The 12,559-nt window shown below is 68.6% G+C and carries 13 protein-coding genes; 8 read left to right on the forward strand and 5 right to left on the reverse strand.

Going from position 1 to position 12,559, the window contains the following annotated elements; translation table 11 throughout:
- The 6 genes from MIC448_RS13320 to MIC448_RS13345 all read left to right on the forward strand — a co-directional run.
- Positions 1 to 644 (forward strand): ABC transporter ATP-binding protein (locus MIC448_RS13320; RefSeq protein ID WP_036300629.1); only part of this gene is annotated, 644 nt, incomplete at its 5' end.
- Positions 641 to 1,450 carry an energy-coupling factor transporter transmembrane protein EcfT gene (locus tag MIC448_RS13325; protein ID WP_036300630.1) on the forward strand — a complete coding sequence of 270 codons (810 nt, stop codon included), beginning with the start codon at positions 641 to 643 and terminating at the stop codon, positions 1,448 to 1,450. The genes MIC448_RS13320 and MIC448_RS13325, both read left to right, overlap by 4 nt.
- 166 nt (positions 1,451 to 1,616) lie before the next feature.
- Complete coding sequence (locus tag MIC448_RS13330; RefSeq protein ID WP_036300632.1) at positions 1,617 to 2,393, forward strand: SDR family NAD(P)-dependent oxidoreductase; 777 nt, start codon at positions 1,617 to 1,619, stop codon at positions 2,391 to 2,393.
- Positions 2,394 to 2,528: 135 nt separating this feature from the next.
- The gene (locus MIC448_RS13335; protein WP_051513894.1) at positions 2,529 to 3,338 is read left to right on the forward strand and encodes an enoyl-CoA hydratase/isomerase family protein; all 810 of its coding nucleotides are present in this window, start codon (positions 2,529 to 2,531) and stop codon (positions 3,336 to 3,338) included.
- On the forward strand, positions 3,335 to 4,174 hold the full coding sequence (locus tag MIC448_RS13340; RefSeq protein WP_081766420.1) for an NAD(P)-dependent oxidoreductase: 840 nt from the start codon (positions 3,335 to 3,337) through the stop codon (positions 4,172 to 4,174). Before MIC448_RS13335 ends, MIC448_RS13340 begins: the two co-directional genes overlap by 4 nt.
- Positions 4,175 to 4,184: 10 nt before the next feature.
- Complete coding sequence (locus MIC448_RS13345) at positions 4,185 to 4,676, forward strand: NUDIX domain-containing protein (RefSeq protein ID WP_036300635.1); 492 nt, start codon at positions 4,185 to 4,187, stop codon at positions 4,674 to 4,676.
- A gap of 7 nt (positions 4,677 to 4,683) precedes the next feature.
- Here MIC448_RS13345 and MIC448_RS13350 read toward each other — a convergent pair whose 3' ends face one another.
- On the reverse strand, positions 4,684 to 5,193 hold the full coding sequence (locus MIC448_RS13350; protein ID WP_051513897.1) for a GNAT family N-acetyltransferase: 510 nt from the start codon (positions 5,191 to 5,193) through the stop codon (positions 4,684 to 4,686).
- Between MIC448_RS13350 and rlmN the strand changes: the two genes are divergently transcribed.
- A complete protein-coding gene (rlmN, locus tag MIC448_RS13355) occupies positions 5,192 to 6,448 on the forward strand; it encodes a 23S rRNA (adenine(2503)-C(2))-methyltransferase RlmN (RefSeq protein WP_036300638.1) in 1,257 nt (418 codons plus the stop codon). The two genes, MIC448_RS13350 and rlmN, sit on opposite strands and share 2 nt — an antisense overlap.
- A gap of 50 nt (positions 6,449 to 6,498) precedes the next feature.
- Here rlmN and MIC448_RS13360 read toward each other — a convergent pair whose 3' ends face one another.
- Positions 6,499 to 7,221, reverse strand: coding sequence for an aminoglycoside 3'-phosphotransferase (locus MIC448_RS13360; protein ID WP_036300640.1), 723 nt, complete (start codon positions 7,219 to 7,221; stop codon positions 6,499 to 6,501).
- Between the two features lie 40 nt (positions 7,222 to 7,261).
- Between MIC448_RS13360 and MIC448_RS13365 the strand changes: the two genes are divergently transcribed.
- A complete protein-coding gene (locus MIC448_RS13365; protein WP_036300643.1) occupies positions 7,262 to 8,275 on the forward strand; it encodes an aldo/keto reductase family protein in 1,014 nt (337 codons plus the stop codon).
- Positions 8,276 to 8,546: 271 nt separating this feature from the next.
- Here MIC448_RS13365 and MIC448_RS13370 read toward each other — a convergent pair whose 3' ends face one another.
- Genes MIC448_RS13370 through MIC448_RS13380 form a run of 3 tightly spaced genes read right to left on the reverse strand, consistent with a single transcriptional unit; the run spans position 8,547 to position 12,372 of the window.
- Complete coding sequence (locus MIC448_RS13370; protein WP_036300645.1) at positions 8,547 to 9,080, reverse strand: ribonuclease H; 534 nt, start codon at positions 9,078 to 9,080, stop codon at positions 8,547 to 8,549.
- Positions 9,081 to 9,116: 36 nt separating this feature from the next.
- Positions 9,117 to 11,495, reverse strand: coding sequence for a phosphoenolpyruvate synthase (ppsA, locus tag MIC448_RS13375; protein ID WP_036300649.1), 2,379 nt, complete (start codon positions 11,493 to 11,495; stop codon positions 9,117 to 9,119).
- Between the two features lie 55 nt (positions 11,496 to 11,550).
- Positions 11,551 to 12,372, reverse strand: coding sequence for a pyruvate, water dikinase regulatory protein (locus tag MIC448_RS13380; RefSeq protein WP_036300686.1), 822 nt, complete (start codon positions 12,370 to 12,372; stop codon positions 11,551 to 11,553).
- Between the last annotated feature and the right edge of the window lie 187 nt (positions 12,373 to 12,559).

Consider the following 12,559-nt stretch of genomic DNA (forward strand, 5'->3'; position numbering starts at 1 on the left):
ACCTGACGGTCGGTCGGGTCAAGGGTGTGCGGGTCGCGGGACCGGTGCGCCTCGACGTGCGTGCGGGTGAGGTCCTCGGCATCACCGGGCCGAACGGGGCGGGCAAGTCGACCCTTGCACTCACACTCGCGGGGCTCCTGCCGGGGCTCGGCGGCCGCGTCCAGGCATCCGGCGCCCTGGCCGAGGGGCCGCAGCGCGATCCCCTGAAGTGGTCGTCGCGGGCGCTGTTGACCCGGATCGGTACGGTGTTCCAGGACCCCGAGCACCAACTGCTGGCGACGACCGTGCGCGGTGAGCTCGAGATCGGCCCGCGCTCCCTCGGGCTGCCGGAAGACGAGATCGCGGCTCGCGTCGATGACCTGCTCGTCCGGCTCAGGCTCGACCGGCTTGCCGAGGCGAACCCGTACACGTTGTCGGGCGGCGAGAAGCGGCGGCTCACGGTCGCTGCCACCCTCGCGACACGCCCCCGCGTGATCGTGCTCGATGAGCCGACGTTCGGTCAGGATGCCGTGACCTGGGCCGAACTCGTCGCGATCATCGCCGAGCTGAGAGACGATGGCACGGCCGTCGTCGTCGTCACGCACGACGCCGCGGTGCTCGACGCCCTGCACGCCCGACGCTTCGAGCTCGGGGCCTCGGCATGAGTGCGACCGTCGGCATCCGGAGCGGCCCGATCGCCAGCATCAACCCGGTCGCCAAGCTCGCGGCCGCCCTGCTGATTGCGGTGCCGCTCGTGCTGACGATCGATGCGGTCTCGGCGGCGACCGCGCTGACGCTCGAGCTCGTCCTGTTCGCCCTCTCGGGTCTGCGATGGCGCGAGTTCTGGGTGCGCACGCTTCCCGTCTGGATCGCCGCACCGCTGACGGCGGTCACGATCGCCCTGTACGGCGCACCATCCGGTGCCGTCTATTTCGAGTGGCTGTTCGTGAGAGTGAGCGACGGATCTCTCGAGCTGGCGCTCGCGACATTCTTCCGTGTTCTGGCGATCGCGCTGCCCGGAGTGGTGCTCTTCGTCACGGTCGACCCGACGGATCTCGCCGACGGTCTCGCGCAGCTCGTGCGCCTGCCCGCGCGGTTCGTGCTCGGGGCGCTCGCCGGGATGCGGCTGCTCGGGCTGTTGGGCGACGACTGGCGGGCGCTCGCCCTCGCGCGCCGGGCCCGCGGCGTCGCGGATGTCGGGCGGGTGCGACGCACGCTCGGGATGGCATTCGCCCTGTTCGTGCTTTCGATCCGGCGGGGGTCGAAGCTCGCGACAGCCATGGAAGCGCGAGGGTTCGGCGGGCACATCGTCGATGCGGACGGTCGGCCCGTGCCGCGCACCTGGGCTCGGCCGTCGCGCTGGGGGGCCCCCGAATGGGTGCTGCTGGCGGCGGGAGCCGCGATCTCGGCCACCGCGATCTCGATCGCCGTGGCGACGGGCAGCTGGAACTTCATCCTCGGCCCCACCTGACCCCGCCCACCTGACCCCGCCCGCCCCCGGCCCGCTTGCGCGCGAGACTTCACCTCTGTCACGTTCTGCGCGCTCATTGGTGACATAGGTGAAGTCTCGCGCGAGGGTACAGGGACCGCGTGTCGCGTAGGCTGGAACTGGATGCCAGCGGTTCGAAGGAGAGCGCATGCAGATCGAGAGAGCCGGAGCCCTCGTCACGGGCGGGGCGAGCGGATTGGGACTTGCCACCGCGCGACGCCTCGCCGCGGGCGGTGCCCTCGTCACGATCCTGGATCTGCCGACATCGCGCGGCGCCGAGATCGCCGCTGAACTCGGCGGGGTGTTCGCGCCGGCCGATGTGACGAGCGTGCCCGAGGTTCGCGCGGCTGTGGCCGAGGCATCCGCTCTCGCTCCTCTGCGCGTCGTCGTCGCATGCGCGGGCATCGCGACCCCCGGCAAGGTGCTGGATCGCGAGGGCAGCCCAACGCCGCTCGAGGACTTCGAACGCGTCGTGCGGATCAACCTGGTGGGCACCTACAACGTCATCTCCCAGGCCGCGGCGGCGATGGTCGCCAACGAACCGACCGAGACGGACTCGGATGCCTCGGATGAGCGTGGCGTGATCGTCACCACCGCGAGCGTGGCCGCGTTCGATGGGCAGATCGGCCAGCCGGCTTACGCGGCCAGCAAGGGCGGTGTGCACGCGATGACGCTGCCGATCGCGCGCGAGCTGGCCCGCTACGGCATCCGCGTCGTGACGATCGCCCCCGGCATTATGGAGACGCCGCTCCTGCAGGCCCTGCCCCAGGCCGCGCAGGATTCTCTCGGCGGTCAGGTGCCGTTCCCGGCTCGGCTGGGTAGGCCCGAAGAGTTCGCGGCACTCGTCGCGCACATCGCCGAAAACGGGTACTTGAACGGCGAGACCATCCGCCTCGACGGCGCGATCCGGATGGCACCCAAGTGAGTCTTGCCGCGCGTGCGTCCACAATTCAGTCCCGCCGCATGAGGCTCGAGCTCTCGTGCCCCGCTTTCCGGGGTTCCGCCCGGTGCCCCGCTCGAATTGAATGAATTGCGAACACCTCGGCAAGGAGACCCGCGCATGAGCGACTCGATCGTCTACACCCGCGACGGTGCGCTTGCGCGCCTGACCTTCAACCGTCCCGCGTCTCTCAACGCGATGGGGTTCGAGATGGGAACTCGCTGGCGCGATCTCGCGCGTGAGATCGCCGCCGACGCCACGGTTGGTGCCGTGATTCTGGATGCCGCGGGCCCGGCTTTCTGCGCCGGGGGTGACGTCGTCGAGATGGCGACCTCGGGCGCCAGCGGCGCCGACGTGACCGCGGCCGCGCACACCATCCACGAGGGCATCCGCGCCTTCGTCGAGTCCGACAAGCCCGTCGTCGCTGTCGTGCAGGGTGCGGTCGCGGGCGGGGGCCTCGGCCTCATGCTCACGGCCGATTACATCGTCGCGGCCGAAGGTGCCCGGTTCGTGAGCAAATACGCAAACATCGGCCTGACCCCCGACCTCTCGGTCTCGACCCTGCTGCCCGCGGCCGTCGGCCAGACGCGGGCGCTCCGGATGCTGCTCGATGACCTGACGATCGACGCGGCGACGGCTCTGGAATGGGGGCTCGTGACCGAGGTCGCCGCCGACCCCGCCGCGCGAGGTGAAGAGATCGCCCGGTTCTGGCTGAACGGCGCGACCGCCGCCTTCGGTCAGGCCAAGCGCCTCATCCGTGCCGGCGCACGGCGGTCGTTCGCCGAGAATCTCGACGACGAGGCGCAGACGATCGGCGCCGCCTTCGATACCCCCGATGCGCGCGCTCGCGTGGCCGCGTTCGCTGCGGCATCCGTCCGTCCCCCCGCACACCCCGATGCTCGTCCAGCCGCCCCGAAGGAGACCCCGTGACCGAACAGAGCCTGGCCGGCAAAACCATCCTGATGTCCGGCGGCAGCCGGGGCATCGGGCTCGCGATCGCGCTGCGCGCAGCAGCGGATGGCGCGAACATCGCACTTCTCGCCAAGACCGACACTCCGCATCCGCACCTCGAGGGGACCGTTCACTCCGCCGCCGAGCGCATTCGCGAGGCCGGGGGACAGGCCCTTCCGATCGTCGGAGATGTGCGAAACGACGACGACATCACCGAGGCCGTGTTGAAAACGACGGGCGAGTTCGGCGGGATCGACATCGTCGTCAACAACGCCAGCGCGATCGACCTGTCGGGCTCGCTGGACCTGTCGCCGAAGAAGTACGACCTGATGCAAGACGTCAATGTGCGCGGCACGTTCATGCTCTCGCGTGCGGCAGTGCCCCTGCTGCGCGAGAGTGGCAACCCGCACATCCTGTCGTTGTCGCCCCCGCTCAACCCGTCGCCGCGCTGGCTCGGCGCCCACACGGGCTACACGCTGTCGAAGTTCGGGATGACGATGGTGACGCTGGGCCTCGCTGCGGAGTTCGCGCCCGACGGGATCGCGGCGAACACGCTCTGGCCGCGCACGACGATCGCGACCGCGGCGGTGCAGAATCTGCTCGGCGGCGACCGGGTGATGGCCGCGAGCCGCACGCCCGAGATCTATGCCGATGCCGCGTACCTCGTGCTCACGGCGCCGTCGCGCGAGAACACGGGCCGTTCGCTGATCGTCGAGGACGTGCTGGAAGAGAGCGGCGTCACCGACTTCTCGGGGTACGCAGCGGTGCCCGGTACACCGGATGACCGACTGTTCCCCGACATCTTCCTCGACTGAGACACACGCTATGCCCGTCATGAGCGCCGGGATCCTGCTGTATCGGATCACGTCGCACGCCGACGGCTTCGAGATCCTCATCGCCCACATGGGCGGGCCGTACTGGGCTCGCAAGACCGAGGGTGCGTGGTCGATTCCCAAGGGGGAGTTCGACCCGGATATCGAGTCGGCGCTCGATGCAGCCCGCCGCGAGTTCGTGGAAGAGCTCGGCGTGGATGCGCCCGACGTCGAATATGCCGAGCTCGGCACGTTCCCCTACGCCTCAGGTAAGCGCGTCGTCGTCTTCGTCGGGGACGGCGCGGGCTTCGCCCCGGATGCGTTCACGTACGGGACGTTCGGGCTCGAGTGGCCGCCTCGCTCGGGCCGCACCGTCGAGTTTCCCGAGGTCGACGATGCGCGGTGGATCGATGCGGATGCCGCCTCCGCCCTGCTCGTGAAAGGCCAGCGCCCCGCGCTCGAGGCGCTGTCACGCCATCTTGGACGGGCGGCCGAGAGCGTCTGACTCGGCCTCAGCCGAGCCGCTTGCGCAGGAACACCTGCTGAATGCCGTCGTCGCCGTCGACCCGCTCGGTCTCGACGTACCCCTCACGTTCGTAGAGACGCAGGTTGGCCTCGCTGAGCGAACCCGTGAACAGCTCCGCCTGAACGGCCCCCGCCGCACGCCCCGCGGCCTCGACCGCCGCGAGCAGGCGCGAGCCGACGCCCCGGCCCTGCATGTCGGGCGCGATCGCGATCCGACCGATCAGGAACAGCTCACCGTCGCGGCGGGCTCGGACCGCACCGACCATCCGGGGGCCGAGGTGCGCCACGCATCCGTCGTTCTCGACCAACTCCGCCTCGACCTCGGCCAGCGTCTGGGTGAGGGGCGGCATGTTCGGAGTGCCGTAGATCAGCGCCTCCTGCACGAAGGCCGCGCGCTGCAGAGTGAGGACTTCGCCCGCGTCCTCGGGGCGTATCGGTCGGACCGTGACGTCTTCTTCCACCTTTTCCACGGTAGCGGTCCCGTAGCCTGGAAGCATGACTGCCCTTCCCCCCGACTCTCCCGTCCGCCCGACGGGGCCGGGTCCCGTGCGCCAGGTGCGCCCGGCGACCGAGGGGTGGCAGCAGCAGAAGGATGCCTCGGGCAAACCCCTGCTGCAGTTCGCGAGCCCCAAGCGGGGCAAACCTCCCGTGCACCTCGCCGACCTCACGCCCGAAGCCCGCGCCGAGCGCGCGAAAGAACTCGGGCTCCCGGGCTTCCGCGCCAAGCAGATCGCGGCGCACTACTTCCGGCACTACACGTCCGATCCGGCGCTGATGACGGACCTGCCCTCCGCCGGTCGTGACGAGCTCGTCGCGGGGTTCCTGCCGCCTCTGCTCACCGAGGTGCGCCGCCTGCAGACCGACGGCGGCGACACGATCAAGTTTCTGTGGAAGCTGCACGACGGTGCCCTCGTCGAGTCGGTGCTCATGCGCTACCCGGGCCGCATCACGCTGTGCGTCTCGTCGCAGGCGGGATGCGGCATGAACTGCCCGTTCTGCGCGACCGGTCAGGCGGGCCTGACCCGCAACATGTCGGCGGCCGAGATCATCGAGCAAATCGTCCGGGCCAACGCCCTGATCGCCGCGGGTGAGCTGGGCGGAAAGCGCGCGGACGACCACAGCATGGAGCGAGTCAGCAACATCGTCTTTATGGGAATGGGTGAGCCGCTCGCGAACTACGCGCGGGTCATGCAGGCGGTCCGCGTGATGGTTGCGCCCCAGCCGGAGGGCCTCGGCATGAGCGCCCGCGGCATCACGGTGTCGACCGTCGGTCTCGTCCCGGCGATCCTGAAGCTCGCCGAGGAAGACATCCCGGTCACGTTCGCGCTGTCCCTCCACGCACCCGATGACGTGCTGCGCAACGAACTGATCCCGGTCAACTCACGGTGGAAGGTCGACGAAGCCCTCGACGCCGCCCACAACTACTTCGAGAAGACCGGCCGTCGTGTGTCGATCGAATACGCCCTGATCAAGGACATGAACGACCATGCCTGGCGCGCCGATCTGCTCGCCGACAAGCTGAACGCCCGCGGGCGCGGCTGGGTGCACGTCAACCCGATTCCGTTGAACCCGACGCCGGGGTCGATCTGGACCGCGTCCGAGAAGTCGGTTCAGAACGAGTTCGTCCGCCGGCTGAACGATGCGGGCATCCCGACGACGCTGCGCGACACCCGCGGCAAAGAGATCGACGGGGCCTGCGGTCAGCTCGTCGCGACCGTCGAAGACGAGGCCGCGGCGGCCGCTACTCCGTAGGCTGCCGTCTCCCCAGTCGGTCGCCGCAGTCGGTCGCCGCAGTCGGTCGCTCACGTCGCGTTCCACAGATCGCGGTAGAAGTCCATGCGGGCCGCGTCGGGTTTGATTCCGTAACCCTCGAGCACGGCCCACTCCCACCCCGGACCGAAGTTCCACTCCGTCGACATTGCCGCGACCGCGATGTCCGCCCAGCGGTCGCCGACGCCGAGGCGTCCGAGGTCGACGTGCGCGGTCGGGTCCCCCGTGTCCGCGAGCAGGGTGTTGGGAACGCATGCGTCGCCGTGGCATACGACCAGACGGTCGACCGCGGGGGCCTGTTCGAATCCCGGATCAAGCCGGATGCCTCGGCCCGCGGCATCCGCTCTCCGCTGTTCTACGTCCCAGCGCCACGGGCACTCCGCGACGGGGAGGCTGTCGTGGAGCATCCGGAGCCCGGCGCCGACCGCATGTGCCGCGATCGCCGGGCGAGCGATCCACCCGGGCGCCACCGCGCTCTGAGCCGCGATCGTGCGAGTGACAAGCCATTCGAAGTCCTCATCGATACCGTGCGCCACGACCTCAGGGACGCGGATGAAACGCCCGGCCCATGTGAGGCGCTCGGCCTCGTCTGCCATCGACTCTTCGGCGTTCAGGGGTCCGAATTTGATGTGCACATCGCCCGCGCGATACGTCGTTCCGCCGCGCTCGTTGAGCCATACGGCTCGCCCCTCGGCATCGCCCGCGAGGTGTCGCACCCGCGCGGGAACCAGGCCGGTCTCGTGGGGGATGGACATGTCCGCCTCGGGGTGTCGTGTGCGGGGCTAGCGTAGACGAATGGTCAATTATCGCTACCTCGGCAACTCCGGCTTCAAGGTCTCGGAAATCACGTACGGAAACTGGGTGACGCACGCGTCCCAGGTCGAGAACGCCGCCGCCATCGCCACGGTTCACAAAGCACTGGATCTCGGCATCACGACGTTCGACACGGCGGATGCGTACGCCAACACGGCTGCGGAAGAGGTGCTCGGTGAGGCGCTTAAGGGGCAGCGCCGCGCGTCGCTCGAGATCTTCACGAAGGTTTACTGGCCGACCGGCCCCATGGGCCCGAACGACTCGGGACTCAGCCGCAAGCACATCATGGACTCGATCGACGGGTCGCTCGACCGCCTCGGTGTCGACTACGTCGATCTGTACCAGGCGCACCGCTTCGACTACGAGACGCCGCTCGAAGAGACGATGCAGGCCTTCGCTGACATCGTGCGTCAGGGCAAGGCGCTCTACATCGGCGTTTCGGAGTGGACGGCGGACCAGCTGCGCGCGGGTCATGCCCTCGCGAAGGAGCTGAAGTTCCAGCTCGTCTCGAACCAGCCGCAGTACTCGGCGCTCTGGCGCGTTATCGAGGCCGACGTCATCCCGACATCGGAAGAGCTCGGGATGTCTCAGATCGTCTGGTCGCCAATGGCCCAAGGCGTGCTGAGCGGCAAGTATCTGCCGGGTCAGGACGTGCCCGCGGGTTCGCGCGCAACGGACGAGAAGAGCGGCGCGGGCTTCATCAAGCGGTTCCTCGACGACGACGTGCTGACCGCTGTACAGAAGCTCAAGCCGGTGGCCGAGCAGGCCGGGCTCACGATGCCGCAGCTCGCGATCGCCTGGGTTCTGCAGAACCCGAACGTTGCGGCGGCGCTCGTGGGGGCCTCGCGCCCCGAGCAGCTCGAGGACTCGGTCAAGGCGTCCGGAGTCGTCCTCGATGCCGACACGATGGCCGCGATCGACGCAGCCCTCGCCCCGGTGGCAGAGATGGACCCGGCCAAGACCCTTGAGGTCTCGCCGACGTCGCGCCCGAGCTAGCGAATTCGCTCAACGACCGGGCGATGGCGGCCTTGGTCGTTGAGCGAGCGTAGCGAGTCGAAACGCGGGTGGCGCGGGTTGTCGTTTCGTCTCGGTCGTTGGCCTCGCTCAACGACCGGGGCAGCCTGAACCGCGCGTCATCCCGCCGAGTTTGCCGGTTGCTGCCGAGCCTGCCCGTTGTTTGCGGTGACTAAGCGGCGGTCTCGGCGCCAACCGGCGGACTCGCGCGTAAGTCGTGCACTCGCGGGCGAGGCGCCGCGGGAAGCGGGGGTCAGCGGCCGTTCTTCGGGGCTAGCGACACATCGAGCACCGGGTGCAGCCCGCCGAGAGACGACCACGCGCTCTCGACACCCTTCGCGGCGTGCTCGGACGACCGCACCGCGCGTTCGTCAGCCCACGCGTTGAGCACGTGACCCGAGTGTCCGCGGACGTGCTCGAGCACGACATCCGGCATCCCGGCCGCACGGCGGGCGTCGCGAGCCGCGATCAACTGCTCGAGAATCTCGACGTTCTTCGTGGGCGCGCCGGTCGAGGTCTTCCAGCCCCGGCGTTTGTGCCCGTCCATCCACTTCGTGTACGTGTCGATCGCGTACTTCGAGTCCGCCTGCACGACGAGTTCGGCCACGTTCGGGTGATCCTCGATCGCCTTCAGCAGCCCGAGCAGTTCGCCGATGTTGTTGGTGCCCTCGCGGATGGAGCCGGACGCCCAGTGCCCGTCCTCGCCAACCCATGCCCAACCCGCGGGGCCGGGGTTGCCCTTGCACGCGCCGTCGGTCGCGACGATGTAGCGAGAGTGTTCAGTCACTCGGGCAAGGCTACCGGCGCTCAGGCACTCAGATACTCAGGCCGCCGGGGTTGCCGCCGCGGCCAGTCGGATCCAGGTTTCGACAACAGTGTCCGGGTTGAGCGAGATCGACTCGATTCCCTGTTCCACGAGCCATTCGGCGAGATCCGGATGGTCCGACGGGCCCTGGCCGCAGATCCCGACGTACTTGCCCCGCGCCAGGCAAGCCGTGATCGCCATCGACAGCATCTTCCGCACCGCCGGGTCGCGTTCGTCGAAGGTCGCCGCGACGAGCGAACTGTCGCGGTCGAGCCCGAGGGTGAGCTGCGTCATGTCGTTGGAGCCGATCGAGAAGCCGTCGAAGTAGTCGAGGAACTCATCCGCGAGCAGGGCGTTCGAGGGCAGCTCGCACATCATGATGACCTTGAGGTCGTTCTCTCCACGGCGCAGACCGTTCTCGGCCAGCAGCTCGACGACCGCATGCCCCTCGCCGACGGTGCGGACGAACGGCACCATGATCTGCACGTTCGTGAAGCCCATCTCGTCGCGCACGTGCCGGAGCGCCTCGCACTCCATGTCGAAGCAGGGACGGAAGTCGGGCGAGATGTACCGCGAGGCGCCGCGGTACCCGAGCATCGGGTTCTCCTCGTGCGGCTCGTAGCGGTCGCCGCCCAGCAGGTTGGCGTATTCGTTGGACTTGAAGTCGCTCAGGCGCACGATCACCGGCTCCGGCCAGAACGCCGCGGCGATCATCGAGATGCCCTCCGCCACACGCTGCACGAAGTAGTCGCGCGGCGTCGCATACGCCGCTGTTGCGGTGCCGATCTGCTCTTTCAGATCCGCCGGAAGGGTGTCGAACTCGAGCAGGGCTCGGGGATGGATGCCGATCTGCCGGTTGATGACGAACTCCAGCCGCGCGAGCCCGACACCGTCGTTCGGCAGCCGCGAGAACGAGAAGGCCTGGTCGGGCGTGCCGACGTTCATCATGATCTTCACCGGAGCCTTCGGCATTTGATCCAGATGCGTCAGCTGCTCTTCGAAGTCGAGCAGCCCGCGGTACACGAACCCCGTGTCGCCTTCCGCGCACGAGACCGTGACTTCGTCACCGTCGACGAGCAACCGCGTCGCGTCCCCCGTGCCGACGACCGCCGGGATGCCGAGCTCGCGCGCGATGATCGCCGCGTGGCAGGTGCGCCCGCCGCGATTGGTCACGATCGCGCTCGCGCGCTTCATGATCGGCTCCCAGTCGGGGTCTGTCATGTCGGCGACCAGCACGTCGCCGGTCTGGAACTCGTTCATCTGCGCGACGTCGCGCAGCACCCGCACGGGACCGGCGCCGATCCGCTGGCCGATGGCGCGGCCGGCGACCGCGACCTCACCCGAGTCGTTCAGCACGAAGCGACGGATGACTCCGACATCCGTCCGCGACACGACCGTCTCGGGACGAGCCTGCACGATGTACAGCCCGCCGTCGATGCCGTCCTTCGCCCACTCGATATCCATCGGGCGGCCGTAGTGCTGCTCGATCACGAGGGCGTGGCGGGCGAGCTCGGTGATGTCGTCGTCGCTGAGAGAGAAGCGGATGCGGTCGGCCTGCGGCACGTCGACGAACGCCGTGCTCGCGCCGGCGTGACGGTCATCGGTGTAGCGCATCGCGATGGCTTTCTCGCCGACGGAGCGCTTGAGGATCGCCGGGCGGCCCGCCGCCAGCGCGACCTTGGACACGTAGAACTCGTCAGGATTGACCGCGCCCTGCACGACAGCCTCGCCGAGTCCGTACGAGCTCGTCACGAAGACCGCGCCGTCGAACCCGGACTCGGTGTCGACGGTGAACATGACACCCGCGGCGCCGAGGTCCGAGCGCACCATCCGCTGCACGCCGGCCGAGAGGGCGACGTCGTGGTGCTCGTATCCGTGGTGCGCGCGGTAGGCGATCGCCCGGTCGTTGTAGAGCGACGCGAAGACGGAGCGGATGGCGCCCAGCACGTTGTCGATGCCCGAGATGTTGAGGAACGTCTCTTGCTGACCCGCGAAAGATGCATCGGGCAGATCCTCGGCGGTGGCGCTCGAGCGCACCGCCCACGTGACGTCCTCGCCGGTGTCGGCCGTGAGGCGTTCGTAGGCGGAGCGGATGTCTCGCTCGAGATCTGCGGGCAGCGTCTGCTTTTCGATCCACGACCTGATCTCCGACCCCGCCGCCGCGAGCCCCGCGACGTCCTCGACATCGACGACGTCGATCCGTCGGCGGATGCGGCCCTCGAGGTCGTCCGCGGTGAGGAACGAGCGGTACGCGTCGGCGGTGGTCGCGAACCCACCCGGAACCTTGACACCGAGCGCGGACAGGTGCGAGACCATCTCGCCGAGCGACGCGTTCTTGCCGCCGACTCGGGCGACGTCGGCCATGCCGACCTGATCGAACCAGAGGATGTTCGTCATGGGAGAACCTTTCGAAGGGGGTGAGCGCGCGAGGCGGGACGGTCGGTGAGGAAAGTCAGGGGCGGAGGCGCAGGGATTGCATGATGACGGCCGACATCTCTTCGACGCTCTTGGTCGAGGAGTTCACGAACGGGATGTGCGCACGCCGGTAGAGGTCTTCGGCGCGGCGGATCTCGAGCGTGCATTGGGCGAGGCTGGCGTAGGTCGAGTTCGCCCGCCGCTCGTGGCGCACCTGGCTGAGGCGGAGCGGCGTCGTGGTCAGGCCGAAGCACCGCCCCCGATAGCGCTCGAGCTCGCGGGGCAGTCCCTCGGTCGGGTAGTCATCGTCGGTGAGGGGGTAGTTCGCGACCAGTAAGCCGTACTGCAGGGCGAGATACATGGTCGTCGGTGTCTTGCCGCAGCGCGACGGCGCGACGATCACGACGTCTGCCTGGTCGAGCGCGCGAAAACTCTGGCCGTCGTCGTGCTCGATCGCGTATTCGACCGCCCGCATCCGGGCGAAGTAGCGCTCGGTGTCGCCGACCGTGTGGAACTGGCCGAGCTGCTCGGATGCCGTCGTGCCGAGCGCGCCTTCCAGCTCGGTGAGGTGCCCGCTCAGCAGATCGATGTGGGTTGCCCGCGCTACCCGGATGCTCGCCCCGACTTCGTGTCCCTTGACCGTGCTGAAGACGATGGGCTCGGCTCCCGTCGCTCCCGCGGCCTCGATCTCGCGCACCACGGCCTGTGCTGCGGGCACGGAGTCGATGAAGGGGAGGGTGCGTCGCGAGAACGTGACGCCCGGAAAGTTGGCGAGCAGCGCGTTGCCGAGGGTCTCGGCCGTGATCCCCGTGCTGTCGGACACGAAGAAGGCCGTGCGATCGGGCTGCGTTGCGCTCACGCCGGTACTCACCACGGGTGCTCTCTCTCGGAGCGCGGTTGCGCCCTTCGAGTCGAACCTAGGAAACTTCGCGGGGTATCGGTGGCCGATATCGCTGAAAGATCAACGAAACTTACGGATCCGGAAGGAACGGCGCCTCGTTGTGCGTCCATGAATGCTTGCGCGGGAAGTCGGAACAGGCTTATGT

The sequence above is a fragment of the Microbacterium sp. C448 genome, assembly GCF_000582705.2.
In the GTDB taxonomy this organism is placed as follows: Bacteria; Actinomycetota; Actinomycetes; order Actinomycetales; family Microbacteriaceae; genus Microbacterium; species Microbacterium lacus_A.